The 24,631-nt window shown below is 63.9% G+C and carries 22 protein-coding genes; 14 read left to right on the top strand and 8 right to left on the bottom strand.

Features of this window, described 5'->3' with window-relative positions; all coding sequences use genetic code 11:
* Window positions 1–15 precede the first annotated feature (15 nt).
* Both AC1D3B_RS17350 and AC1D3B_RS17355 read right to left on the bottom strand, forming a co-directional pair.
* Complete coding sequence (locus AC1D3B_RS17350) at window positions 16–777, bottom strand: SDR family NAD(P)-dependent oxidoreductase (RefSeq protein ID WP_478191894.1); 762 nt, start codon at window positions 775–777, stop codon at window positions 16–18.
* A 250-nt stretch (window positions 778–1,027) separates the two neighbouring features.
* Window positions 1,028–1,324, bottom strand: a complete 297-nt coding sequence (locus tag AC1D3B_RS17355) for a glutathione S-transferase C-terminal domain-containing protein (protein WP_478191895.1) — start codon at window positions 1,322–1,324, stop codon at window positions 1,028–1,030.
* Between AC1D3B_RS17355 and AC1D3B_RS17360 the strand changes: the two genes are divergently transcribed.
* Entirely contained in the window at window positions 1,247–1,930 is a 684-nt protein-coding gene (locus AC1D3B_RS17360) for a TauD/TfdA family dioxygenase (protein WP_478191896.1), read from the top strand. The two genes, AC1D3B_RS17355 and AC1D3B_RS17360, sit on opposite strands and share 78 nt — an antisense overlap.
* A 136-nt stretch (window positions 1,931–2,066) precedes the next feature.
* Entirely contained in the window at window positions 2,067–3,044 is a 978-nt protein-coding gene (locus tag AC1D3B_RS17365; RefSeq protein WP_478191897.1) for a Bug family tripartite tricarboxylate transporter substrate binding protein, read from the top strand.
* A 141-nt stretch (window positions 3,045–3,185) separates the two neighbouring features.
* Here the strand turns inward: AC1D3B_RS17365 and AC1D3B_RS17370 are convergent, their stop codons facing one another.
* Both AC1D3B_RS17370 and AC1D3B_RS17375 read right to left on the bottom strand, forming a co-directional pair.
* The gene (locus AC1D3B_RS17370) at window positions 3,186–3,998 is read right to left on the bottom strand and encodes a transporter (protein ID WP_478191898.1); all 813 of its coding nucleotides are present in this window, start codon (window positions 3,996–3,998) and stop codon (window positions 3,186–3,188) included.
* A 10-nt stretch (window positions 3,999–4,008) separates the two neighbouring features.
* The gene (locus tag AC1D3B_RS17375) at window positions 4,009–4,698 is read right to left on the bottom strand and encodes a DUF3313 domain-containing protein (protein WP_478191899.1); all 690 of its coding nucleotides are present in this window, start codon (window positions 4,696–4,698) and stop codon (window positions 4,009–4,011) included.
* 314 nt (window positions 4,699–5,012) lie between these two features.
* Between AC1D3B_RS17375 and AC1D3B_RS17380 the strand changes: the two genes are divergently transcribed.
* Complete coding sequence (locus tag AC1D3B_RS17380) at window positions 5,013–6,836, top strand: PAS domain-containing sensor histidine kinase (protein ID WP_478191900.1); 1,824 nt, start codon at window positions 5,013–5,015, stop codon at window positions 6,834–6,836.
* 19 nt (window positions 6,837–6,855) lie between these two features.
* Here the strand turns inward: AC1D3B_RS17380 and AC1D3B_RS17385 are convergent, their stop codons facing one another.
* A complete protein-coding gene (locus AC1D3B_RS17385; RefSeq protein ID WP_478191901.1) occupies window positions 6,856–8,325 on the bottom strand; it encodes a DUF1254 domain-containing protein in 1,470 nt (489 codons plus the stop codon).
* Between the two features lie 313 nt (window positions 8,326–8,638).
* On the opposite strand from AC1D3B_RS17385, the gene AC1D3B_RS17390 reads away from it, so the two are divergent.
* Together AC1D3B_RS17390 and AC1D3B_RS17395 are read left to right on the top strand one after the other, a co-directional pair.
* Window positions 8,639–9,286, top strand: coding sequence for a response regulator transcription factor (locus tag AC1D3B_RS17390; protein ID WP_478191902.1), 648 nt, complete (start codon window positions 8,639–8,641; stop codon window positions 9,284–9,286).
* Between the two features lie 41 nt (window positions 9,287–9,327).
* On the top strand, window positions 9,328–9,702 hold the full coding sequence (locus tag AC1D3B_RS17395; RefSeq protein WP_478191903.1) for a response regulator transcription factor: 375 nt from the start codon (window positions 9,328–9,330) through the stop codon (window positions 9,700–9,702).
* Window positions 9,703–9,755: 53 nt separating this feature from the next.
* Here the strand turns inward: AC1D3B_RS17395 and AC1D3B_RS17400 are convergent, their stop codons facing one another.
* A complete protein-coding gene (locus AC1D3B_RS17400) occupies window positions 9,756–10,223 on the bottom strand; it encodes a hypothetical protein (RefSeq protein ID WP_478191904.1) in 468 nt (155 codons plus the stop codon).
* A gap of 19 nt (window positions 10,224–10,242) precedes the next feature.
* The gene (locus AC1D3B_RS17405; RefSeq protein ID WP_478191905.1) at window positions 10,243–11,046 is read right to left on the bottom strand and encodes a DUF2092 domain-containing protein; all 804 of its coding nucleotides are present in this window, start codon (window positions 11,044–11,046) and stop codon (window positions 10,243–10,245) included.
* Between the two features lie 148 nt (window positions 11,047–11,194).
* Here AC1D3B_RS17405 and AC1D3B_RS17410 point away from each other — a divergent pair, with 148 nt between their 5' ends.
* Window positions 11,195–11,989, top strand: coding sequence for a SphA family protein (locus AC1D3B_RS17410; RefSeq protein ID WP_478191906.1), 795 nt, complete (start codon window positions 11,195–11,197; stop codon window positions 11,987–11,989).
* A gap of 136 nt (window positions 11,990–12,125) precedes the next feature.
* Here AC1D3B_RS17410 and AC1D3B_RS17415 read toward each other — a convergent pair whose 3' ends face one another.
* The gene (locus AC1D3B_RS17415; protein WP_478191907.1) at window positions 12,126–14,699 is read right to left on the bottom strand and encodes a winged helix-turn-helix domain-containing protein; all 2,574 of its coding nucleotides are present in this window, start codon (window positions 14,697–14,699) and stop codon (window positions 12,126–12,128) included.
* A gap of 351 nt (window positions 14,700–15,050) precedes the next feature.
* On the opposite strand from AC1D3B_RS17415, the gene AC1D3B_RS17420 reads away from it, so the two are divergent.
* The 8 genes from AC1D3B_RS17420 (at window position 15,051) to AC1D3B_RS17455 (ending at window position 24,630) form a co-directional block, all read left to right on the top strand.
* Complete coding sequence (locus AC1D3B_RS17420; RefSeq protein WP_478191908.1) at window positions 15,051–16,184, top strand: saccharopine dehydrogenase family protein; 1,134 nt, start codon at window positions 15,051–15,053, stop codon at window positions 16,182–16,184.
* 85 nt (window positions 16,185–16,269) lie between these two features.
* Window positions 16,270–17,826, top strand: a complete 1,557-nt coding sequence (locus tag AC1D3B_RS17425; RefSeq protein ID WP_478191909.1) for a class I adenylate-forming enzyme family protein — start codon at window positions 16,270–16,272, stop codon at window positions 17,824–17,826.
* A 35-nt stretch (window positions 17,827–17,861) separates the two neighbouring features.
* Window positions 17,862–18,224 carry a hypothetical protein gene (locus AC1D3B_RS17430; protein ID WP_478191910.1) on the top strand — a complete coding sequence of 121 codons (363 nt, stop codon included), beginning with the start codon at window positions 17,862–17,864 and terminating at the stop codon, window positions 18,222–18,224.
* 5 nt (window positions 18,225–18,229) lie between these two features.
* Window positions 18,230–19,471 carry a thiolase family protein gene (locus tag AC1D3B_RS17435; protein ID WP_478191911.1) on the top strand — a complete coding sequence of 414 codons (1,242 nt, stop codon included), beginning with the start codon at window positions 18,230–18,232 and terminating at the stop codon, window positions 19,469–19,471.
* Between the two features lie 9 nt (window positions 19,472–19,480).
* Window positions 19,481–20,284, top strand: coding sequence for an SDR family NAD(P)-dependent oxidoreductase (locus AC1D3B_RS17440; protein ID WP_478191912.1), 804 nt, complete (start codon window positions 19,481–19,483; stop codon window positions 20,282–20,284).
* A 46-nt stretch (window positions 20,285–20,330) separates the two neighbouring features.
* Window positions 20,331–22,157 (top strand): DUF1302 domain-containing protein, encoded by a 1,827-nt coding sequence (locus AC1D3B_RS17445; protein WP_478191913.1) that lies wholly within the window; start codon window positions 20,331–20,333, stop codon window positions 22,155–22,157.
* A 35-nt stretch (window positions 22,158–22,192) separates the two neighbouring features.
* Window positions 22,193–23,554, top strand: coding sequence for a DUF1329 domain-containing protein (locus AC1D3B_RS17450; RefSeq protein ID WP_478191914.1), 1,362 nt, complete (start codon window positions 22,193–22,195; stop codon window positions 23,552–23,554).
* A gap of 11 nt (window positions 23,555–23,565) precedes the next feature.
* The gene (locus AC1D3B_RS17455) at window positions 23,566–24,630 is read left to right on the top strand and encodes a WD40/YVTN/BNR-like repeat-containing protein (RefSeq protein ID WP_478191915.1); all 1,065 of its coding nucleotides are present in this window, start codon (window positions 23,566–23,568) and stop codon (window positions 24,628–24,630) included.
* The last annotated feature ends 1 nt before the right edge of the window (window position 24,631 follow it).

Genomic DNA, 24,631 nt, shown 5'->3' on the forward strand with positions numbered 1-24,631 from the left:
AGTGGCTTGCCTTGGTCATTGCATGCGCTGGCCGCCGTTCGCGTCGAACGTGGCACCCGTGATGAAGGAGGCGTCGATTGATACGATGAAGTTGACCAGCGCAGCGACTTCGAACGGCCGGCCTACGCGCCCGAGGGGTATGACATTGGGATCGACAGGAGTTCCCGCCGGAATGTTTTTGCGCAACATGGGCGTTTCGATCTGACCCGGGGCGATGGCGTTGACCGTGATATTCAGGTCGGCACAGTCCCGCGCCGCGGCACGAAGCAGGCCGATCACCGCGGCCTTCGAGGCAGCATAGTCGGCGAAGGGACGGACACCGCCCGTCTGGCCCACGATGGACGAAAAGAAGACGATTCTTCCCTCTGCGACGGGGCGTTCGATACGTCGACGAACGAACTCCGAAGCGACGAGAAGGCTGCCCCGGGCGTTGACTGCCATCGTGCGTTCCCATCGATCCAGACCGATCTCCCAGAACTTCGCGACCCGAGCATCTGCTTCGGTCAGCAGTATCCCGGCCGCATTGACGACGATGTCCATCGGGTGGGTTGACTCCGCGACGGCGAAGGCTTCTCGGACGCTTTCGAGATCTGAAACGTCCGCCTTGACATGCGCGTGCTCGTCGCCTTTCAAGGTCTTGACGGTACTGGCCGCGCCTTCGAGGTCAACATCGGCGATCACCACGCAATAGCCCTCTTCCGCAAGCCGTCGCGAAATCGCGGCCCCGAGCCCGCTTGCTCCGCCCGTCACCAGGGCCCGTCGTCTTGTATGCACCATTGTTCTGCTTGCTCCGATTCGTGCTCCACCGATCGATCAGTTGCCATCTGCGCCGGGTTGGTCCTGAGGCTTCGCGCGCCCCTTTAACACCCATACAGGGCTCTGTTGATTATCGGCAGCGCTTTCACTCCACGTAATGCCGAAAGGCGATAGGTCTTATGCATTGCATGAAGCAACCTGCGACGCCTGCGCCCACGCGCGCCAAAGTTGAATGGTCGTTGCGCAATCTCGCGGAGAGCCGATCAAGCGCTCACTCTGCGTCCGGCTGAGCGCTGGGATGCGCCAGCTGAAACGCTTGGAGTTCTTGGCAGCGCGCCTCGATGCGCCTCAATGTCGGGTACGCCGAGAGGTCGAGATTGAATCGTCTTGCGCTGAAAAGCTGTGGTAGCAAACATACGTCCGCGAGCGTGGGCGTCTCGCCAAAGCAAAAGGACCGTTTGGACGACGAGACGCTCAGTCGCTCTTCGAGTTGGGACATGTTCAGGACAAGACCGCCACGGATCCGCATGCCCGCGCCTACCGAAACAAGCAAGAACTGACACCACATACCGATACATCCGACATCGTGGACCTGATGTGTGTGCGGACCGCTCGCGAAGGCGGAATCTCCATTGCGTCCAGCGTGGCGGCTGTGCACAACGCACTCCTGGCGCGATTCCCCCACTATCTCGAGCCCTTGTACGAAGGATTTCCGTACCACCGCCGTGGGGAGAACCTGCCCGGCGAGGCCCCGATCACGCCGCATCGGATTCCCGTGTTCTCCTATGTGGAGGGCCAGTTGAGCTGCCGATACACACGCTCCTACATAGAGACTGCCGCGCGCGAAGGTGGTGCGCCGCTAAGTCAGCTGCAAATCGACGCGCTCAATTGCCTCGAGCGCCTGACTTACGAATTCGCATTTGAGTTCCAGCTGGATCCAGGTGAGATCTATCTGATCAACAACTACACGGTGCTGCACGCGCGCACTGCGTTCGAGAACTGGCCGGAGCCGGAGAAGGCAAGGCTGCTTTTGCGGCTGTGGTTGACGGCGGACGATTGGCGCGCACTCGACCCGCGCATTAATGCGACCCGCAGTGGCATTGCGGCGCAAGAAGGAAAGCTGCCATCGTTCGAGCGATCGTTTGGTTCCGGTCGCATGGCGACCCAGCCATAAGAATCTCTGGTTTCGAATCACTCCGATGGACCGTTCCTTGCGTGAAGTGCAACGCCGGAAATGAACCGCACTGCAACCATGCATGCCAGCGTCGCATGCTCTCTTTGAACAATTAGGAAAGGAGTCTCGTATGAGAATGAAGCGCCTCTTGAGCGCCGCGGTCATGGCTGGCGCGGGCATGGTGCTGGCAAGTGTTCCAGGTTTCGCCGCGGCCCAGGCCTATCCCACCAAGACCGCGACGCTGGTCAATCCCTTCGCTGCAGGAGGATCGCTGGACATCATGGCGCGCCTGCTCGCGGAACAGCTGACCCAAAGCCTGGGCCAGCCCGTCGTCGTGGAGAACCGGCCTGGCGCCGGCAGCACGATCGGCACTGCGTTGGTCGCACGCGCGCGCCCCGACGGCTATACCGTGCTCATCACTGCGGGCAACATCGTGTCGGCGCCAGCGCTTGGGGCACCGGTCAACTACGACTGGAAGAAGGACTTCGTGCCGGTAACATTGCTGGGCAACATCGCCCAGGTCGTGGCAGTACCGGAGGACTTGCCGGCAAGAAGCTTGAAGGAGCTTGTTGCCCTCGCGAAGTCGACGCATGGCGGATTGAGTGTCGGCTCGCTGGGGCCAGGCAGCGGCGGTCACGTCAATGGCAAGCGACTCGAACAGGTGACGGGGGTGTCGCTCACGGACATCCCGTTCAAGGGCATGGCCGAAACGATGACCGCGCTCGCCGGAGGGCACATCCAGCTCGCTTTCGGAAACTTGCCGGAGGTGCTCACTTATCAACGCGGTGGGCGTGTCCGGCCCATTGCGATCGCAATGCCGACCCGCTCCGAACTCGCGCCCAACGTTCCGACCATGGCCGAGTCCGGCTACCCGAGCGTGGCCATAGTGCCGTGGTATGGCGTTCTGGCGCCGACCGGAACTCCCGCTGACGTCGTGGCGAAATTGCAGCGGTCCTTTGCCGCGGCGCTGGCGCATCCTGCTGTCCTGGCGCGTCTGAAGGACATGGCGATCACGCCTATCGGCAGCTCGCAAGATGAGTTCCGCCGGCAGCTCGAAGATGACTACGCGATGTACGTCAAGATCGGCAAGGAATTCGGCATCAGCCTCAAGTAGCATTACTCGTTGACGTCCTGTCGAGGGGATCGCGCCCGTTTACATCAGCAGTACCTGCTCGACTACATGCGCATGTCGCCGACGAGGCTCGAGGCCACTAGCCCGAAGTTTCCTGAATCGGCGGGCGAGGTTCCCTTTTGGCTACTTGGGGAACATCAGCTGCGCCTGGAGTCTCAGCGCCCAGCGGGGTGCGTTGTCGGGTCGCTCGACGTTGTAGTAGGCAGAGGCCTGCAGGTTCACCGGCAGCTTGCCGAAGCGGACAATCTTGCCGACCCCCCCGCCCACTGGCACCGTCCATTTCTGGCCCCCGGCCGCCTCCCAGTTCGCGGTGATGAGGGGCGACGAGGTCAGGTAGAAGCCTCCTGGAAAGTTGTAGTTCAGAAATGGCTGCAAGGTCAGCTGGTTGATCTTCGGATCGGTCGACGAGGTACTCACCGACCAGATGTTGTTGATCAATGCGCCATAGACCCAGGGACTGCCTTTCTCGAGCCGAAGCACGACGGCCGTCGGGCCCAGGCCCCATCGATCGTTGCCGAGCCGGTCGTTGGTGTTCGTGGGCAGTTGCGCCACCGCGCCCACGCCCCAGATCCAGCTGCCCGAGTTCTTCGGTGACAGGAAGCCGTTGAGCTGGATGTCTCCGAGACCGAACGTGGAGCCTTCGAAAGGGGAGGAGGCCGGCTGCCAGATCAGCGGCACGATGGTCCGCGAGATCAGGTTCCAATCCTCGTTGAGGCTGAAGGGCACGACTGGCTGGATGTTGAGCACGTTTTGTGTGCGCTGCTCCGGCCCTGTGTCGAAATTGGTGTTGAGCTGAAATGGCACGCTGATCAAGCTGGCCAGCGGGTTCTGCGCCGCCTTGGCGAGTTCCTCATTGCTTTGTTGCGCATGGGCAGACGCTGCGAGGAGGCCCGCCACCATGACACCGACGGACCAAAACTGTCGAGAGAGGGACATGTCTTCCCTCTTATCGTGATGCAGCACGCAGGGCGGCGAATCGACGCGCGAACGCCTCCGACCATTTGTTGAAGGCGTCCTGCGCATAACTCCAGCTCGTGAACGAACTGACGTAGCCGTTCATCCATGCAACCGCCGCGGTCGTCGCACCCTTGTTCAGGTCGGCGGCGTACTTGAGTCCAATCTCGGTGTCCGCGCATTCGCCGACCACCTTGCCGGTGGCGCCGTCCCTGAACTGTGCCTCCAGCCCGGTCTGGCCCATGTAGGGGGTCGAACCCACAGGCCGGCCGGTCGCCGCGCCCGTGCCCATCTCGGCGACGAAGCCGTAGGGCACCGCCGTGCCGGCCAGGCTGGCAACGGTGTTGGTAGGGATCAGCGAGGTCAGCGCAATCTTCAGGCGCAACACGCCCGGGCCAGGCGCATCCACGACTTGAACACTCGGCTGAAGGTTCTTGACCAAGGCGGCATGAAAGTAGTCGAGCAGCACCTTCAGGTCCGTCGGATCCACTGGACGTTGCGTCGCGCTGGGCTCCAGGTAGACCTGGATGCGCTCGATCATGACCTTGTCGTAGCTGCCCCACCGGACGTCCGGTTGCAGCCAGCACAAGAAACCCTCACCGCCGGGCGTGGGCTTCAACCGGCCGGGCTCCGAAAGAAATCCAACCTTGCTGATCTTGGCCTCGGCGTTGTTCGACGCCACGATCCCGGTGCTGCTCGAGCCGGGCGTCGAACAGCCGGCAAGCAGTGCGCCAGAAACGATCGCGACAATGGCGAGATAAGGACGAGCTCGACTTCCCACATTGACCCCTCTTCAATTTGGGGCCGAGCATATGGGCAAACAGGCGCGCGCGCGCCTTCCCTAAAGGGCAGTAGACGCTGCCCTGGGAAGCGCACACAGTGCGCAGACGACGAATTCGAACCCGTGAACTGACGCGGGTCGGCTCCTCAACCCACGTCACTCGATCCAAGGCGAGCCCAGGCGAGAATTGGGCTTGATCACCGAATGGAGCTGTGATGAGTTGGGTCACCATTATTTGGGCCATGGTCGGGTCCGCATGCCTCATGCTGGCCGCCGTGCATTTTCCGGTGTGGGTGAAGGATCGCGCAGCGTGGCCGAGTTTGTTCTTTTCGGTCCTGGCAGGGGCGACCGCTGCGCTTGCCTTCTGCGAGCTCGTCATCATGAAGGCGCAGGCGCCCGAAGAATATGCCATCGCGAATCGCGTGGGACAGGTGGCGGTCTGGCTCGCCACCGTGTCGCTGGTCGGCTTCGTGCGCAGCTATTTCAAAAGCGGCCGCGCCTGGTTGGGGTGGACAGTCGTCGTACTGCGGACCTTCACGCTGCTGCCCAACTTCCTGAGCGGTCGGTCACTGAACTTCAGAGAGATCTCGGCGCTGCGCGCCATCCCGTTCCTGGGCGAGGACGTCTCGATCGCCGTCGGGACGCCCAACCCATGGATGCTGGTCGGCCAGTTGGCGATGGGCCTGCTTGCGATTTTTGTCGTGGATGCCAGCCTCTCGGCCTGGCGCCGCGGCGACAGGACTGCTGCGCTCACCATCGGCGGCACGACCTGCTTCTTCGCCCTGGGTGGTGTCGGCCAGGCGGTGCTGGTGTTCTGGGGCTTTGTCGAGATGCCCATCACGGTCAGCCTGTTCTCTTTGGGCATCGTGTTTGCAATGGCCTACGAACTGAGTCGCAACGTACGTCAGGCGACGAAACTGCTGCACGCGTTGCGCGAAAGCGAGGAGCGCATGGCGCTCGCCACGCAAGCCGCGAACCTGGGACTCTGGATGCGCGATATCGCGTCCGGTACCTTCTGGGCGAGCCCGAGGACTCGGCAACTGTTCGGCTTTTCGCCGAACGAGCCGATGGATCTGGAGTCATTGCTGTTGAAGGTGCATGCTGACGACCGAGACATGGTTCGTCAGGCCTTCTCCGAGGCGGGAGGGGACAGGGCAGGCCCCTATCAAACGGAGTTTCGCGTCCGCGTTTCCGATGGCAGCACGCGGTGGATCTCGGCGCAAGGACGATTCGAGTTCGAACACCGGCACGCGGTCCGCAGCCGGGGCGCCTGCAGTGACATCACCGCACGCAAGGAAGCCGAGCAGGAAATGTCGCGTCTGCGGCATGAGATCGCTCACGCAGGCCGCTTGTCCGTGATGGGTCAGCTGGCGGCCGCTCTGGCCCACGAAATCAACCAGCCGCTTGGCGCCATCCTGCGCAATGCCGAAGCCGCAGCACTGATGCTGCAATCCGGTCAGGCGGACCTCGATGAAATCAGCGCGATCGTCGACGACATCGTCGCCGATGACCAGCGAGCGGGTGCCGTGATCGATCGCATGCGCGCGATGCTGCGGCGCCACGAGGTCGAGGTCTTACCGCTGAACGTGCACGACCTTCTGGAGAATGTCACAGCATTGGTCCGTCCAGACGCCGCAGCCCGCCACATTGGCGTCGTCTTGCAAGTTGCGCATCATCTGCCGCCGATCCTTGGCGATCGGGTCCATCTGCAGCAGGTGCTGCTCAACCTCATCTCCAACGGCATGGACGCCATCGACGAAGCAGCACACAAGGTGCGCAACATTGTGGTAACCGCGATGCGTCGCAGCGGCGAGACGGTCGAGATCGCTGTCAACGACAGCGGTTTGGGTATTCCGAAGGAGCGGTTCGAGCAAATCTTCGGATCGTTCTTCACCACCAAGCCGGCAGGAATGGGTATGGGCCTGTCGATCTCGCGCACACTGGTCGAGGCACATGGAGGGCGGCTGTGGGCCGAGAACCTTGAAGGTAGCGGCGCCAGCCTGCGCTTTACGCTACCGGTCTCATCGAAGCGTTCGTAAACACTTCGACCTCGAACCGCTACTTCGAAGCAACGATCCCCGGCGGCTTCCAGGTGCCCGCACCGGCCGGCAGGATCGAAGGCGGCGATTCCTTGGGCCAGTACAGGCGCATCACCAGGTAGACGGTGTCGTTCGGCGCAGGCAGCCAGTTGGCTTCGAGCGCCTTGCCGGGCGAGTCCTTCTGGATGTAGAGCGTGAGCGAGCCGTCGGCGTTCTTCTTCATCGCCGACACCATCGGCGAGTTGATGAGGTAGCGGTCGATGGGATTCTTGATCAGAAGCTGGCTCTTGCCGTCGTACATCGTCACCGACCAGAAGGCGTTGACAGGCGGCAGTTGCCCGGCGGGGAAGGTGATCGTGTAGTTGTGTTTGCTGGTGTCGATGGTCTCGCCGGTCGCCGTCACGCGGGTGATGGGATACATGGCTTCGACGTCGTCGTTGCCGTAGACGCCGGACTTGGCGCCGGCAGCGCGCTTCAGCCAGTCGCCTTTGTAGTAGGTGCGATCGCCAAAGAACGAGCCGACGTTCCAGCCGTTGACATTCTTCACCCCTGTGGCCACGAACTTGTCAATCTTCTCGTCGCCTTCCTTCATGGCCAGCAGCACGGCGGCCTTGTGTTCGAGCGAAAGATCCTTGAACTCGAAAGTCTTGCCCGGCCCGATGCCGATGCGCGAGAGCCTGGCTCGGAGCTCCTTGTCTTCCGCGGTCATCGGCACGAACTGAAGCGCGGCGTCCAGGTACTCGAAGTAGTTCTGCTTGATCCCGGCCGTCGTGGCTGGCACGAAATTGACAGCAGGGGCGGCCGGCGGCGCTGGTTGCTTCAGAAACGCGGAAAGCGGCTGCGCCTTGTAGCCCGCCTGCACCTTCTCGACGTTCGAGATGTCCTTGGGGTTGAAGAGCTGGGTGCGGAAGAGGGAGAGCGAGAACGGGGTCGTCGAGGTGAAGACCTTCTTGATGCCCGGGGGCGTCTCGCCCTTCCAGTCCGGGCCGACCACCATGTAGTGGCCTGGTGCGCTGCCGGTGGCGCGGCTGCCGATGTAGCCGTAGTTGTAGGTATTGCCGTCGATGAGCTGCACCGCGTAGTAGCGCTGCTTCTCCACGGCGGGCACCGAAATCACCATCGGCTCTGCGCGCAGGTCCAGCCAGACAAATGAGTAGGGCGTGTCGCTGTTGGGCGTGACGATCGCCGTGTCCTGGTAGGTGGCGACGTGGTGCTGGTTGTTGATCTTGTTGAAGGGCGCCTTGAACTGGCTGGACTTCGAGTCCACGGCGAACTCATACATCACAGCATAGTTCATCACGATCGGAAGACCGTAGACGAAGGCCTCTTCCGCGATCGCCTTGGTCTCCGCAATGCTGGGCGCGGCCACGCCTTTGGCAGCATCGGCCTTCTCCCCCTGGCTGATCGGATCGACTTTGCTGGCGCAGCCAACCGTCAGGATGCTCGCCCCGGCGAGCACCGTAAGCCATTTCAAAAGTTTCACTTTCATCTTTACCCTCGTGCGTTGTAGATCGTGATGCGTGCGCCGTTGCAGCGGACCGCGCGATGATGACACCGGCCCCAATGGGCCGGCAATTGCCCTAACGGGCAGTGCTGAAGGGGACAGTCGTTCATCGACGTTTGACAGACCGCAGGCCCGGACCGCGGGTGCATGGCTTTGCTCACGGCTGGACCGGCTTGCGCCGTGCGGCTCGTTTCGGTGCTCAGGATAGTGACAAAGGCGTTCGCGCACACCTTCCCTTTCGGGAAGTAGTCGTCGGCGGCGCAGTAAGCTCGAGCGATTCGATGGAACTCACCGCAGCATGAACGTGACCGAACCCACTATTTACATCGTCGACGACGACGCGTCGTTTCTCACCGCCACTTCCCGATTGCTGCTCGTCAGTGGTTTCACCGTGAAGACCTTCCTGTCCGCTAGCGAATTTCTAGCGCAGTGCGACAACGATGCGCGGGGTTGCGTGGTGGCGGATTTGCATATGCCCGGATTGAACGGGCTCGAACTGCAATCGGCGCTCGCCCTGACTCGCAATCCGCTACCGATTCTCTTTCTTACCGGACAGGGAGACATTGCTTCGACTGTGCGCGCGATGCGCAACGGTGCGGAGGACTTTCTGGAAAAACGAGCCTCCAAGGAGGACCTGCTCGATGCGGTATGGCGCGCCCTGGCGCGGGACGGGCATGAGAGCGCGGCGAGGGCTCGCCAACGCGAGCTGGAAGAGCGCTTCAGCACCCTGTCGGTGCGAGAGTTTGAGGTGCTCTCTCACGTTCTGCGGGGCCGGCTCAACAAACAGATTGCCGGAGATCTGGGAATCAACGAACGCACCGTGAAACTGCACCGCACGGCGATCATGGCGAAACTGGGGGTAGGGTCCGTCGCGGCGCTCGCGCAACTGTCGCAGGAGGCGGGTGTTTTGACGGCGGCCGCGCCCACCTTCCCTAAGGGGCAGTAGACAGCGGGCTCGGGGGCGCCCAAAGTGCACGTCGACTTCCGATGAGCACAATCACCCCCATCTACGTCGCCGTCGTCGATGACGACGACAGCCTTTGCCGATCCCTTGGCAGGCTGCTGCGCGCGTCGGGGATGCAGCCGATCACCTATGGCTCGGCGGAAGCGTTCCTCGCGGACACGAAGCAGCCCCGGTTCGACTGCCTGGTGTTCGATGTCCAGCTCGGGGGGATGTCGGGCATCGAACTGGCCCAGCGCCTGGTCGCGGGAGGCGGACACGTGCCGTTCATTTTCATCACTGCGCACGACGACGCGGAAACGCGCGCCGCGGCGCAAGCCGTCGGCTGTGCGGCCTACTTTCGCAAGAACGATGCCGGTGCCGATGTTCTCGAGGCCATCCGTCGCGCGGCGGCTGGCTGACGCGCTGTTGAAGCTTGGCGCCCGAATCCGGACTGCCGTGTCGGGCTGACCCTCTATGGGGTCGGCACGACTTCGTAGTAGACGCCGCTGGACCCGAAATAGGGCTTGTACCAATTCGGACCGGCCTGATAGTAGTGGACGCCGTTCACGACCATGTCCTTCGCCCCACTGGGCATCTGGGCCACCTGGGTTCCGATCGGCAAGTGTGGGTGGACCACATAGGTGGGCTGCTGGACGACGATGGCCGATGGCTGTTGGACCACGACCGTGGCGGGGCGCGCCGCTGTAGCGATCGCGGCGCCGACCGCGATTCCGGCGACCGCACCGGCGGCGGCACCGCAACCGTAGCAGCCCGGGGCACGGTAGTAGGGGTGATAGTAGGGACGGTGCACGCCACCGACCGCAACGGCTCCGCCGCGCCAGCCGCCCGCAGCGGCGACCCATGCATTTGCAGCAGACAAGGGAGCGAGCGTGCCGGCCACGATCGCGACGTTGAAGACGAGTGTCTTGATTTGCTTCATCAGATTGCCCTTTGCGTGATCACTTGACCTGTTCGATCTGCTTGAACTCGAGCTTCACCGCACCCTTGGGGATTGCCGCGTTGAAGGTTTGCGACGCAATGGGCGCGCCGAGCTTCCAATCAGAGAACTCCACGGTGAACGTCGGTTGACGATCGCCGGTGCGGTAGGAAATGACCATCAAGCGCGGTAGCTTGTCCACGGCACCGATCCAGACTTCCCAGTCCAGCCCCTCGGCAGTGAACGCCAGGTGATCCGTCTTGACTCCGCCGACGGTCGACTGACCGACCCAGAACGCGCTGGAAAGATCCTTCGTCAAGAACGCATAGGGGTCCGGAACGAGAATATCCAGAAACGGCGTCGTGGCGTCGGACCCCGGCAGCTCGCTCTTCATGAGCGATTCGATGGCGCCGCCCGCTGCCTCGCGTTGCGCATAGAACTTGCGATCCGCGCCGATGGCGGTCACCGTCTTGCCGTCGTAGACGATGTCGCTCGGGAACAGGTCTCCACGCGCCGCCACGAACAGCTTGTCGGGCCGTTGCATCACCACGCGCGAAGAAGCGAACAGGCTGACGTACTGCCCGGTCGGAGAGGGCGTCGGGACGATGCCGCGTACCTTGAATCCAAGGGTCTTGGCTCCGGCCAGCGTGTCACTCATGGCCTTGAGCAGACGGAGCGCGCGCTCGTCCTTGAACGACTTCGCGGGGGCTGCGGCCGGTGCGGATGTCTCTTGGGCCAGTGCAATGCGATGGGATCCGAGCAGCGTCGAGGCTGCCACCAAGGCAAAGCCCAGCCGATGGCTGATTCTTTTCAGGTTGAGGTTCATTCAAGCACTTTGAGAGCGCCCGAGCTCGCCGTCTACTGCCCTTTGGGGAAGGTGTGCACGGGCACCTTTGCCACTATCCTCGGCCCGTGCGCACATTCACCACACAAGGCGCTCAAGCGCTCTGGGCACTCGGCCTCACGCTGCTGCCTTGCGCGGGCGGCCCCCCCCCCCGATTCCTCGCGGTGACAGCGTCGCGCTCGATCTCAAATCGCGCATGCCGTTGATCCTCACTCAGCCGACATACGCGCCCGACTCGAAGCTGCTCGGCGGCCAGTTGGCTGTCGGCATCGGATTCGGCTACGGGACGAACACGACGCATGCCGGCGTGTCAGTGTCGCCGCGCGGCACGGAACTCGAAAGAAGCGACTCAGTGTCAGGCTTCACCGACCTCTATCCGGTCGCGAGTCTCGCTTGGTCGAGCGGCGTTCACAACTGGATGACCTACGCCACGGGCGACATTCCGGTTGGTTCCTACGACAGCAAACGGCTCTCGAACATCGGCATCGGTCATGGCGCGATCGACGCGGGCGGGGGGTACACCTACCTCAACCAGCACAATGGGCGCGAGTTTTCTGCAGTGTTGGGCCTCACCTACAACTTCGAGAACACCAGTACGAACTACAAGAACGGCATCGACTCGCATCTCGATTGGGCTGCCTCCCAGTTCCTGTCTGCAAACTGGCAGGTGGGCGCGGTTGGGTACGTTTACTACCAGCTCACCGGCGACAGCGGCTCGGGCGCGAAGCTCGGGCCCTTCAAGTCGAAGGTCGCTTCGATCGGCCCGGAGGTCGGCTACTCGTTCACCATTGGCGGGCTGCCTGCGTACGCGAACCTGCGTGGCTACTGGGAGTTCTGGGCGGAGAACCGGATCAAGGGCTATGCGGTGTTCGCGACGCTGGTGATCCCGCTCGGACCGAAGAAGGCCAGGGGATCACTGCCTTGAGTCACATCCCCATCTTCTGGGTCCTGGTCGCGTCTGTCGCGGCGCCGCTGCTGGCAGAAATCCCGCTCGGTTTCAGCACGCCAGTCGTCCGACGCTGTTCAGGGCCGGGATGGAGCTCGACATCGGCGAGGTGGCGCTAGACCACACCCAATTCGCGCGCCCGCGTTACCGCCTGCATGCGGTTCTTCGCGCCCAGCTTGCCGTTAATGCGACGAAGGTGGCTCTCCACAGTGTTCTCGCTGATGAACAGGTTGCGGCTCAGTTCCTTGTTCGATAGTCCATCGGCCAGCAGGCGCAGCACCTGGCGCTCGCGCGGGCTCAGCAGGCCATCGGCAGCACTTTGGGCCGGCGTCGTGGGCACCGCCGTCAAGGTGGGTCGCATGGCGTCGCATACGGTGGCCAGATGCAGGGGGTGCATGCCATCTCGTGTCGCCATCGCATCCAGCAGGGGCTGAAGATGCCAGGGCTCGTCGGCCAGTACCCGCACAAGTCCCTTGGTACTCGCAACGTCCAGCGCCTGCTCGAGCACCTCCAGCGCCTGCGGGCGCTTGAGCGCGGCCTCATAGGCTTGTGCCAGCAGGCAGCGCAGGCGCACGGCACGGCGTGTGTGGTGGGCCGCCTCGGCCTGTGCGACCGCCTCCTGCACGCGCGGGATCATCGACGGCGCGGCCCCCGAGCGCATGGAAAGCCGCACGGCAGCGATGAAGCCATCGTCGAGATCGTCGGCATAGAGGAACTGGCCGGCTTCGGCCTTCCAGCCGCCGCTTTGCTCGATCAACGTCATGAGTTGGCGCGCACTCGCCAGGTCGCCGCGCAGCAGTGCCAGCCTCAGCTTCTCCTGCCGGGCTGCCGAGGCTATGCGAGGTATGCCCCACGCGTCGCCAAGATCAAGCATTTCGGAGAGCGTCTGTTGGGCAGACTGGGCGCGCCCTCGCAAGGCGTGCGTGCGCGCCGCCACTCGAAAGGCGACGATCACTTGGTCAGCGGTGCAGGCGTCCCGGATCGTAGGCAGGTAGTCTTCCAGCAGAAGCTCGACAGCCTGGAGGTCGTTCTGTTCGTAGAGGGCTTCAGCCAGATGGGCCGCAGCGACACCCGACGCATCCGTGAATCGATACCCTGCGTCGATGATCTTGTGCAACGTGGCCTCGAAGCGCAGGCGCGCTTCGCCGACGTTGCCCTGGTGCAGCTCTATCGCCCCTTCGAAGCACAAGGTGTGATTGATCCCGTGGATCTCGCCGACATAGACGCGCTTGGCGGCGGCGAGATAGTGCAGTGCCTGTGCGTAGTCTCCTCGGCAAATGCAAGCGTAGGCGGCCACGTTGAGGATCAAACCGCGAACTCGCGGTGGGGCATCGTCGAAGCCGCCCACGCAGGCGAGGGCGAGTGCCGTGGCCTTCGGCACCTCGTCACCCCAGCTGAAAGCGGCCAGCCTTGCGCCCACCAACTCGGAGGCGACTTGCGGATCTGCCGCAGCCACGCGTTCGGCGACGTCGATCAGCCGCAATGCGGCCGTGTGGCGATGCCGGATGGCCATGGCGTAGGCGCCGGAAATGGCCAGGTCCGGGTGTGCTTCCAGCAAGTGTTCGGGGGTTGAATCGACCCATTTGCGCAGGATATCGATCTGGCCGGTGTTGATCATCTCGGAGGCGCTTTGCGCCATCCACTCGACGGCAACTTGGGGCGCCCCACCTGCGAGCGCATGGTGGATCGCCTGTATCGATCGACCTTCTCGGGCCAACCACATGGCGGCCTTGACGTGCAGCCCATTCGCCATCTCGCCGACCGGAACACCCGGTTGGCTGCGAAGAAATGCCAGGAACAACGGGTGGTACTCATACCAATCGCGGCCCTCTGATTCAACAGCAAACAGAAGAATGTTGTCGCGCTCGGTCTTTTGCAGCAGAACCATGCTGTCGTCGCGTTCGAAGACGGCATCGCACATGGCGGCGCTGAAGGTTTCGAACAAGGCGGTTTGCAGCAGGAAGTGCAGCTGACGCGACGGCAGTCTTGCGAGCACGTCCTCGACGAGATAGCTCGCCATGGCCCGCGAGAATTCCCCGGTGCTGCGCAGCGCCGCATTGACGCCTGAGGAGCCAATGAGTGGGGCCGCCAACTGCAAGGCCACAGGCCAGCCATCGGTCTGGGTCTGGAGCATGGCCAAGTCGGGCTCGTCGATTCGTGAGGTCGGGCGGGCGGCGAGGTAGTCACGCGTGTCGTCCATCGAGAACCGCAGCGCTTTCCGATCGATCTCCAGCAACGCCCCGCGCGCTCGAAGCCGTCCCAGTGCCAGCGCCGGCATCGAACGCGAGCCGATCACGACGCGTTGGTCCGGTCCCAGCGTGTCGATGACGCGGACGAATGTGTGCAGTACTTCGGGGTTGTCGAGACGTTCGACATCGTCGACAAACAGCACAAAGCCGGTTTGGACCGCCGCCAACTCGTTGAGTAGCTGGTAGGCACGGCTGCCCGCTGCCGAATCGGCATCGCCGCCGTCGCCGCCATCGGCGCCATCGGCGAGGGCGCGCTTTGGAGGCAACTTCGAAAACACCGGCGCCAGGGCCGACTGCAGATGAAAGACAAATCGCCCCGGATCGTTGTCGTCCTGGTCGACCGTCAGCCACGCCACCGGGATCTCCTGGCCTTGCAGCGTGCGATGGCATTGCCCCATGGCGGTGGATTTGCCGTATCCCGCTGGAGCAGTGACCAGCACCACGCTTGCGGCAGATTGGGCAAGGAGCGCAGCTACCGCGTTGCGCTCGACCTCATGAGGAACTGGACGAGGCGCGGACAGCTTTAGAGATAGCGGCCTTGGAGCATAGGACAACATCACAGAAGCATTCTCCCATTGTGGTCTTCGATTGCGGCTTACGTAAGTACCTATGGCGAAGGCGGCGCGCGTCAAGGTGACTGACGCGTTCACGGAATTCCGTGAACCGACGGTGAAAAGAAATTCCCGGCTTTCCGTGATTGAGCGGCACGCGGCAAATTACGACACTGGCGGCAAGGCAGAGGCGTTCAGCCCCTACTTCAAGCAGCGCAACACTCGAACAGGAGACTCTCAATGGCAAAGCACCCCGTCGTCGTCTATGGAGCCAGTGGCTATACCGGCATGCTCATCATGGACGCGCTCATCGACCAGAACATTCCTTTCACCGCAGTCGCCCGCAGCGCCGCACGCACCCGTGAAATGATGGCGCAGCGTGTGGTTCGTCTGGAATCCGCCAACTATGAAATCATCGAATGCGACCACGACGTCGCATCGCTGACGAAAGCCTTCGCGGGCGCCAAGGTCGTCTGCAACACCGTCGGTCCATTCGTGAATTTCGGTCTGGTGGCCGTCGAAGCTTCGCTCAAGGCCGGCTGCCACTATCTTGACAGCACCGGGGAGCAGGCCTACATCCTGCAAGTCCGCGAGCAATTCGGCAGTCTGTTCCGCCAGGCCGGGCTGCTGGTGGCGCCGTCTACTTCCTACATGTATACCTTCGCGGAAATCGCCGCCGAACTGGCGCTCGAAACCGAGGGCGTGGACACGCTGGAAACCGCCACGCTGTGCCGTGGCCCGCGCGGCGCCGGCTCAGGTGTCACCGTCGGTTCGACCGCGTCGATTTTCGGCCAGTATCGCGAGCAAGAGCTCTACCTGTGGGAGAAGAAGCTGGTCCAGCATGCGCCCGGCACCAACTACAACATCGTCTCGCCCGATTTCATGCAGCCGATCTTTTGCCTGCCCTGGGGTGGCACCTCGCTGCCGGTGTTCTTCGAGCAGGACTCGCGCGTGCGGTCCTGCACGTCGGCCGTCGGCTTCTATGACAACGAGGTGATGAAGCTGGTGCATTCGGTCGGCCAGAAGTGGGAGGCCGAGTACAAGCACCTGAGCAAGGGCGAGCAGGATGCGGTGATCAAGCATCTCGTCGACTCCACCACGCCTCAGATGCCGCCGCGCGAGCGCACCACGATCCAGCGCACCGTCGACTTCGCCATCGGACGCGGCCACCTCGCGGCCGTGCGCGCCACCGTGCATGGCCTGACCCCCTACATTTCCACCGGCGTATTGCAGGCGGCGGCTGCGATCAAGCTCATCGATGGCGACACCGCCAAGGTCGGCTTCGCATCGGCCTCCAAGGCCCTGGGTCATCGCTATCTGCTGGGCTTCCTCGAGCAGCGTGGGTTGGCGAGAGCCACCGTCACGCAACTCTGACGCACCCATTCATTCGCGAGGCATCTCGGGCCGGCAGCCGCCGGCCAGTGGATGCGCTCGCCCCCCAAGATTCCAAGGAGGCCTCATGGCCATCATCGATTTCTTCGACCGCGGCTGGCGCATCAATCCGACCGGCATCGCCTACATCCAGGACGAACGAAAGCACAGCTTCGACGAAGTCGGCAGCCTGTCCTGCCGCATTGCCAACCAACTGCTGACGGACGGATTTGCCAAGGGCACGCGCGGCGCCGTCTGGGCAGGCAACGACGTGACCGCATGGATCTGCACGCTCGGCCTGTGGCGTGCGAACATGACGTGGATCCCTATCAACGTGCGCAATGCCGCCGAAGAGAACCACTACATCCTCGACAGCTTCGATTGCGACATCGTCTTCTTCCAGGAGGCCTTCGGCGCACAGATCGACGCCCTGCGCGAGCGCCTGCCGAAGGTTCAGCGCTGGATCTGCCTGGACGGCTCCTATGCCGGTGCGGAAGCGCTGGCGGATTGGACGGAATCGGCAAATGCCACCCGACCTGACGTGCCCTGCGACATGGACGACGTGGTCGCGATATCGCCCACCGGCGGCACCACCGGCATGCCCAAAGGCGTGATGAACACGCACCGAAGCCTGCAGGCCTTCATTGCACACTTCATGACGGCCGCGAGCTATGGCGGCGACGAGTATCCGGTGAACCTGGCCGCCGCGCCGATCACTCACACCGCCGGGATGCTCGCAGTGCCCTGTACCGCCCGCGGTGGAACCGTGGTCGTGCTGACAAAGCCGGACCCTGTGCTCCTGCTGGAAGCGATCGCGCGCCACAGGGTGACCGAGCTTTTCCTGCCGCCGACGGTGATCTACAGGCTGTTGGACATGCCGGGTATCGAGAAGGCCGACTTCGCCTCCCTTCGATATTTCCTCTACGGTGCCGCCCCGATGTCGGTCGAGAAGCTCAAGCGCGCCATCGAGGTCTTCGGCCCGGTCATGATGGGCGGCTACGGCCAAACCGAGTGCCCGGCCTCGATTTCCTTCCTCACGCCGGCAGAACATTTCGTGCTCGGACGCATTGCCGGAGACGAAAGGCTGTCTTCCGTAGGTCGGCCGAATCCACTGGTGCGTGTCGAAATCATGAACGAATCCAATCAGATACTCGCAACTGGGGAAACAGGCGAGATCTGCGTGCGCGGCGACCTGGTGATGAAGGGCTACTACAAGGCGCCGGACAAGACCGCCGAGGCCATCGTGGATGGCTGGTTGCACACCGGCGATGTCGGGTGCCTCGACGCCGACGGCTACCTGCACATCACCGACCGCAAGAAGGACATGATCATCAGCGGCGGCTTCAACGTCTATCCGAGCGAAGTCGAGCAGGTGATCTGGGCGCACCCCGCAGTGCAGGACTGCGCCGTCATCGGCGTTCCCGACGACAAATGGGGCGAGGCGGTGAAGGCCATCGTGGAGCTGAGCCCTGGCCATGAAGTCGGCGCGGATGAATTGCTGGCGCTGTGCCGCGAGAAGCTCGGCCCGGTGAAGTCGCCGAAGACGATCGACTTCACGCCTGCACTGCCACGCAGTGCCGCAGGCAAGGTCCTCAAGAAGGACCTGCGCGCGCCCTATTGGGCCGAGAGGGGGCGGGCAATATGAGCGGGCTGCAATCCACCTCTTTCAAGAGAGACCTGATGTCGCTCGGGCAAATCAAGGCTCTCTTCTATTCCGCCGCGCTGTTCAACTGGTCCGCGGTGGTCATTCTGGTCCTTCTCGCGCACCCGCTGGGACTGGAGCCACCGCTGCAGTCGCTGTTCGGCCAGATCACACTGGGCGCCATCGTCGTCTTCGGCTGCGGCTATTGGATGGTGGGATGGTCGCCAAGCGCGTATCGCGGCGTCGTGGCGCTTGGCATCCTGGGCAAGTTGGCGATTGTCGCCATCGTGTGGGCCGGCTGGCTATCCGGCACCGTCACGCCGCAAATGGCGGCCCTGGTCAGCGGCGACGTCATCTATTCGCTGTTGTTCGTGCGCTTTCTCCAACGCACCGCGGCCTGAAGCGCATGAGCAGCATCTACATCGCCGGCGTCGGCATGAGCGTCTTCGGGCGTCATCTCGAACGTTCGCTCGAAGACATGGCGGCCGAAGCGCTCAATGGGGCGCTGCGGGACGCTCGCTGCGGCACGCACGACATCGGCGCGGCTTTCTATGCCGGCGTGACCAATGGCGCGCTGCAGGGGCAGTTCTCGATCCCGGGGCAGGTCGTGCTCGGCAAGATCGGTATCGAAGGCATCCCGATCTTCAACGTCGAGAACGCGTGCGCGTCCGGCAGCACTGCGCTGCATCTGGCCATCCAGCACCTGAAGGCCGGGGCCTGCGACGTGGCATTGGCGTTGGGTGCCGAGAAGATGAATATCGCCGACAAGCCCAAGGCCCTCGCCCTTTTCGAGGCCGGCTGGGATGTCTCGCGCGCGCAGCAGAACTATGCGCGACTGATGGAGATGGGCGCAGGCGTCGAACCACCGCCGGGTTCGGAATCGGACAAGCCCTACAGCCGCTTCATGTCGATCTACGCGGCGCTATGCCGGCATCACATGAAGACGCACGGCACCACGCAGCGGCAGATCGCGGCGGTTTCGGCCAAGAACCACCAGCACTCCGTGCACAACCCGCTGTCGCAGTTTCGCAAGCCATTCACAATCGACGAGGTCCTGGCGGCGCCGCCGATCACCTACCCATTGACCCTCCCGATGTGCGCGCCGCTTTCCGATGGTGCGGCTGCTGTCATCGTCTGCAATGACGATGGGCTGCGCCGCCTCGGCGCAGCGGGCTCGCGCTGCGTCAAAGTGGCGGCAAGCGTGATTCGCAGCTTCACGACGCGCGGCCTCGACGCCCCTGGACAGAACATCGGCCGACTCGCAGCGCAACAAGCCTACGAACAGGCAGCGCTCGGGCCTGGCGACATGCATGTCGCCGAAGTGCACGATGCGTCCGCCATGGGCGAGATCATCCAGGCCGAAAACCTCGGCCTTGTCCAGCTCGGACAAGGCGGCCCCGCCGCAGAGCGCGGCGACTTCACCATCGGCGGACGCATTCCGATCAATCCCTCCGGCGGTCTGGAGTCCAAGGGCCACCCCTTGGGCGCGACCGGGCTTGGCCAGATCCACGAGTTGGTCACTCAACTGCGCGGAGAAGCCGGCGCACGCCAGGTTCACGGCGCACGCCATGCCATCCAGGAAAACGGGGGCGGCCTGCAGGGCATCGAAGAGGCTGCCCTGGCCATTCATATTCTTTCCAAGAACTAAGGAGACATCGTGCAAACGCATTTCAAAGGCAAGGTGGCCGTCATCACCGGCGCCGGTTCGGGCATTGGTCGAGCGCTGGCCCTGCAACTGGCTGCAGCCGGCGCGCGACTCGCGCTTTCCGACGTCGACGCGAACGGCCTCGACCAGACCATTCGCCAACTCCCGGTTGGCAGCGAAGTGCGAGCGTACGCACTCGACGTCTCGTCGCGCGAGGCAGTGTTCGCGCACGCGGACGACGTGAAACGCGACTTCGGCGCTGCTCACCTTGTTGTCAACAACGCCGGCGTCACCGTGATCGGCACTGTGGAACATCTCGAGATCGACGAGATCGAGTGGCAACTCGGCATCAATCTGTGGGGCGTGATCTATGGCACCAAGGCCTTTCTACCGATGATGCTGTCGCAGCGCGAGGGCTGCATTGTCAACATGTCGAGCGTATTCGGGCTTGTCGGCTTTCCGGCCCAGGGCGCCTACAACATTTCCAAGTTCGGAGTTCGAGGGCTCACCGAGTGCCTATGGCGCGAACTCGAGGGGACTGGCGTGCGGGCGCTGAGCGTGCATCCCGGTGGCATCAAGACAAACTTCGAGCGAGCCGGCCGGCGATGCAGGAACGCTGGACAGGAAGAGGGACGCTTCTCGGCCTTGGGCGACAAGCTGATGACCACTCCGCCGGAGGACTGTGCAGCCGCCATCCTGAAAGGCGTGCGCCAAGGCAAGAAGCGCGTGGTGACGGGCAACCAGTCCACAACGCTGTTCTGGCTGTCGCGGTTGCTGCCGAACAGCTATCACAACGTTGTCAAGCTGATCGCCTAGCCTGCGGACCGCCACCTCATCAGAAATAAAGACAAGAGAAAATTCAATGCCTCACCACTTCGCGCGCATGCCGGTCACCATTCACCGCCTCAGCGCATTGGCTTCCGCAGCGCTTGCGCTGTTCACGCTCGCCTCGACCTCGCACGCCATGGAGTTCGACACCGGCAATCCGGATGTCGTGGTGCGCTGGGACAACACGGTGCGCTACAACCTGGGCTATCGCACGCAGGATCAGTCCAAGGCGATCCTCGGCAATCCGAACAACGATGACGGCGACCGCAACTTCGGCAACGGCGCCATGATCGCCAACCGGCTCGACCTCCTGAGCGAGTTCGACATGGTGGTCGACAAGAAGTACGGCTTTCGCGTGAGCGGCGCGGCCTGGGCCGACGGCGCCTACAACAGCCTGGACAACCACAACAACGCCACTGCCAACACCCTGTCGTACGGCCTGCCGACCGCAGGCATCCTGTCGCCCTACACCAGCCGCTATGCCAAGGGCCCGTCAGGCGAACTGCTCGACGCCTTTGTCTTCGGCAGCCGCGACTTCGGCGACACCAACGTCAGTCTGCGGCTCGGCAAGACCACTGTCTACTGGGGCGAAAGCCTGCTGGGCGGCGGTGCCATCCACGGCATCTCCTACGGCCAGTATTCGCTGGACCTCTGGAAGGCACTGGCGACGCCCGGCATCGAGGCCAAGGAGCTCTATCGCCCGCGCGCGCAGATGAACCTGCAGGTGCAACCGGCACCGGACCTGGCGCTGTCGGCCCAGACCTTTTTCGACTGGGAAGCGGCGCGCTATCCGGAATCGGGCAGCTACCTGACGGTCAACGACGCGCTGCTGTATGGCGGCCAGTCGCTGATCACCGGGCCGGGCCAGCGGCTGCTGCAAGCCACCGGGGGCGAACCCGACAAGACCGGCGACTTCGGCCTCTCGGCACGCTGGAGCCCCGACTGGCTTGACGGCACGGCCGGCCTCTACGGCCGCCGCACCGCGGACATCCAGCCGCAGCTCGCGCTGACGCCCGCAGTGGCCGCCGTGCCAGCCGCCGCCTGCGCCCGCGCCGGCGCGACCGCCATCGGCCCGACCACCTGCTACATCAACCCGCGTGCCGCCACGCTGTCGCAGATCCGCGCCGGCTACATCGGCCAGTACCAGACCTTCTACGGCAAGGACATCGACATCTACGGCCTGAGCCTGTCGAAGAACATCGCCGGCCTGAGCTTCGGCGCGGAACTGAGCTACCGCCACAACATGCCGCTGCAAAGCGCGCTGGTGCAGGTACTCCCCGCCGGCCTGGCAAATCCGGCGCTCGGCCAGATCACTCCCGCGCAGCTTGCCAGCGGCGGCGCGCCCGGCGCGGTGGGCAACACCATGCACGGCGTGTTCAATCTGGTCGGCTCGGTCTCCAAGACGCCGCTGTGGGACAGCGCCACCTGGATGGCCGAAGTCACCTGGAACCGCTGGCTGAGCGTGGCGCAGAACGCCGCTGTCTTCAAGGGCAGCGCGGCCTACAGTGCGGTCGCCGCCAACGTCGATGCGGTGACGCGCGACTACTTCGGCCTGGCGATCAATTTCACGCCGACCTGGTTCCAGGTTTATCCGGGCGTGGACCTGTCGATGCCGCTGAGCTGGGGCGGTGGCCTCTCCGGCGTCTCGGCCGTGACTACGGGCGGCGCCAAGAACAACGGCTCCTACTCGCTCGGCATCGCCGCCGACGTGCGCAACAAATACAACTTCGCGCTGCGCTACGTGGGCTTCTACGGCGACTACAGCACCACGGCCGCCGGCGCGATGAACGTGCCGGCCAGCACCTACGCCTCGCTGTCCGACCGCGGCCACGTGCTGCTGACTTTCAAGACGACCTTCTGAGGTCGACGGATCCCCTACCGAACGGAGACATTCCCATGAAAAAACTCACCCTCGTGACCGGCGCTGTATTCGCGCTCGCCGCCCAATTCGCCCTCGCTGCCGTCACGCCCGAAGAGGCGAAGAAGCTGGGCACCACACTCACGCAGACCGGCGCCGAGCGCGCCGGCAGTGCCGACAAGACGATCCCCGAATACACCGGCGGCCTGACCACGCCGCCGGCCGGCTACGAGAAGGGCTCGGGCATCCGCCCCGATCCGTACGCCGCCGAGAAGCCGCTCTACGCCATCACCGCGCAGAACATGGCGCAGTACGAGAGCAAGCTCACCGCAGGCACCAAGGAGATGCTGAAGAAGTACCCGACGATGCGCGTCGATGTGTACCCGTCGCATCGCTCGATGGCCTTCCCGAAGTACGTGCTCGAGAACACGGTGAAGAATGCCACCGCGGTCAAGACCACCGACGACGGAGTGGGCCTGGAAGGCACCTACGCGGGCATCCCCTTCCCGATCCCGAAGACCGGCAACGAGGTCATGTGGAACCACCTGCTGCGCTTCACCGGCCAGAGCTCCTACACGCAGTACGACTCGATCAATGTGGATTCATCCGGCAAGGCGGTGCTCGCCACCACGGGCCAGATCTACATGGACTACCCGTACTACGACCCGAAGCGCACCGGCGCGTCGAGCGACAGCGACATCTACTTCCGCACCAAGATCGCCTACACCGCGCCGGCCCGCCGCAACGGTGAAGCACTGCTGGCGCAGGACTACATCAACCCGATGAAGTACGGCCGCCGCGCCTGGCAGTACCTGCCCGGCCAGCGCCGCGTGAAACTCGCACCCGATATCGCCTACGACACGCCGAACCCCGGATCGGCCGGCGCTTCGACATACGACGACGCCTGGGTCTTCAACGGCGCGATGGACCGCTACGACTTCAAGCTGGTCGGCAAGCAGGAGATGCTCGTCCCCTACAACGCGTTCAAGCTGATCTACGCAAAGGATCCGTACGCGACGACCACGCCGAACCACCTGAACCCGGACTATGTGCGCTGGGAACCGCATCGCGTGTGGGTGGTCGAGGCAACGCTGAAGGCCGACAAGCGCCACATCTACGCCAAGCGCACCTTCTACATCGACGAGGACAGCTGGATCGCCGTCGCTTCGGACGAATACGACGCACGCGGCCAGATCTACCGCGCCGGCTTCGTCTACTCGAACCCGGCCTACGAAGTGCCGGCACCCACGAGCGTCGGCCAGTCGTTCCACGACTTCACCACCGGTGGCTACAACATGACCGGCCTGATGGGCGCCTACAACGTCGGCCTGAAGTTCATGGAGCCGCAGTCGGCCAACGCCTGGTCCGCGGACGCCCTGGCCGGCTCCGGCGTGCGCTGACGGGAGCGGGCATGCAGCGTCGCAGCATCCTCCTGGCCGCACTGGCTTCCGCCGCGGGCGCCCATGCGAGCGTCGGCGAGATGCTCGACCTGCCCGCACGCATGAGCGCGCTGGCCGACCAGCGCCTCATCACCGGCATCGCGCGCGTCGGCGACCGCCTGGTGGCCGTCGGGCAGCGCGGCCACATCGTGCATTCGTCCGACGGCGGCCGCCAGTGGTTGCAGTCCATGGTGCCGGTGAGCATCGACCTCACCGCCGTCGGCTTCGTCGACGACAGCATCGGCTATGCCACCGGCCACGACGGCGTCGTGCTCGGCACGCGCGACGGCGGCCTCGGCTGGACGCGACTGCTCGACGGACGCCAGGCCAACGCGCTGGTGCTTGAACAGATGCAGCTGCGCACCGCCGCGGCCGATGCCAGCGACGCCGACCGCAAGCTGCTCGACGAAGCCAGGCGCAATGCCGAGGCCGGCCCCGACAAGCCTTTCCTCGACCTGCACTTCCAGAGCCCCAGCCGGGGCTTCGTGGTCGGCGCCTACGGCCTGGTGTTGCACACCGCGGATGGCGGCAAGCGCTGGGAATCGTGGTTCGACCGCGTCGACAACCCTGGCCTGCTGAGCATCTATGCCATCTGCGCCGCGCGCGGCGCGACCTACGCCGCCGGCGAAGCCGGGCTGCTGCTGAAGCTCGATGCCGACGGCCAGCGTTTCCGCGCACTGGTCTCGCCCTACAAGGGCAGCTTCTTCGGCATCGTGGCCACGAGCGCCGGCGTGCTGGTCTTCGGCATGCGCGGCAATGCGATTCTGAGCGTCGACGAAGGCCAGACCTGGCAGCCGGTGGAAACCGGCCTGCCCGCCAGCATCGTGAGCGGCGCGGTCGCGGCCAACGGCACCGTGGCACTCGTCGACCAGGGCGGCAACATCGTGCTCAGCGTCGATGGCGGACGCCACTTCGCCCGTTCGGGCCTGCGCCCGCAAATGCCGCTGGCCGCCGTCGCGTTCAGCTCGAATGCCTCGCTTGTCGTGGGCGGCCCGCGTGGCCTGCGCACCGTCGAGCTGGCGACCAAGGAAAAATAGA

The organism is Variovorax sp. P5_A3, from assembly GCF_056400665.1.

Bases quoted from the DNA above. Each gene is read 5' to 3' on its own strand.
- AC1D3B_RS17380 (WP_478191900.1), top strand. From the start codon at position 5,013: ATGAGTTGGGTCACCATTATTTGGGCCATGGTCGGGTCCGCATGCCTC.
- AC1D3B_RS17355 (WP_478191895.1), bottom strand. From the start codon at position 1,324: ATGTGGTGTCAGTTCTTGCTTGTTTCGGTAGGCGCGGGCATGCGGATC.
- AC1D3B_RS17400 (WP_478191904.1), bottom strand. From the start codon at position 10,223: ATGAAGCAAATCAAGACACTCGTCTTCAACGTCGCGATCGTGGCCGGC.
- AC1D3B_RS17405 (WP_478191905.1), bottom strand. From the start codon at position 11,046: ATGAACCTCAACCTGAAAAGAATCAGCCATCGGCTGGGCTTTGCCTTG.
- AC1D3B_RS17455 (WP_478191915.1), top strand. From the start codon at position 23,566: ATGCAGCGTCGCAGCATCCTCCTGGCCGCACTGGCTTCCGCCGCGGGC.
- AC1D3B_RS17370 (WP_478191898.1), bottom strand. From the start codon at position 3,998: ATGTCCCTCTCTCGACAGTTTTGGTCCGTCGGTGTCATGGTGGCGGGC.
- AC1D3B_RS17365 (WP_478191897.1), top strand. From the start codon at position 2,067: ATGAAGCGCCTCTTGAGCGCCGCGGTCATGGCTGGCGCGGGCATGGTG.
- AC1D3B_RS17385 (WP_478191901.1), bottom strand. From the start codon at position 8,325: ATGAAAGTGAAACTTTTGAAATGGCTTACGGTGCTCGCCGGGGCGAGC.
- AC1D3B_RS17420 (WP_478191908.1), top strand. From the start codon at position 15,051: ATGGCAAAGCACCCCGTCGTCGTCTATGGAGCCAGTGGCTATACCGGC.
- AC1D3B_RS17430 (WP_478191910.1), top strand. From the start codon at position 17,862: ATGTCGCTCGGGCAAATCAAGGCTCTCTTCTATTCCGCCGCGCTGTTC.
- AC1D3B_RS17445 (WP_478191913.1), top strand. From the start codon at position 20,331: ATGCCTCACCACTTCGCGCGCATGCCGGTCACCATTCACCGCCTCAGC.
- AC1D3B_RS17350 (WP_478191894.1), bottom strand. From the start codon at position 777: ATGGTGCATACAAGACGACGGGCCCTGGTGACGGGCGGAGCAAGCGGG.
- AC1D3B_RS17390 (WP_478191902.1), top strand. From the start codon at position 8,639: ATGAACGTGACCGAACCCACTATTTACATCGTCGACGACGACGCGTCG.
- AC1D3B_RS17425 (WP_478191909.1), top strand. From the start codon at position 16,270: ATGGCCATCATCGATTTCTTCGACCGCGGCTGGCGCATCAATCCGACC.
- AC1D3B_RS17395 (WP_478191903.1), top strand. From the start codon at position 9,328: ATGAGCACAATCACCCCCATCTACGTCGCCGTCGTCGATGACGACGAC.
- AC1D3B_RS17435 (WP_478191911.1), top strand. From the start codon at position 18,230: ATGAGCAGCATCTACATCGCCGGCGTCGGCATGAGCGTCTTCGGGCGT.
- AC1D3B_RS17450 (WP_478191914.1), top strand. From the start codon at position 22,193: ATGAAAAAACTCACCCTCGTGACCGGCGCTGTATTCGCGCTCGCCGCC.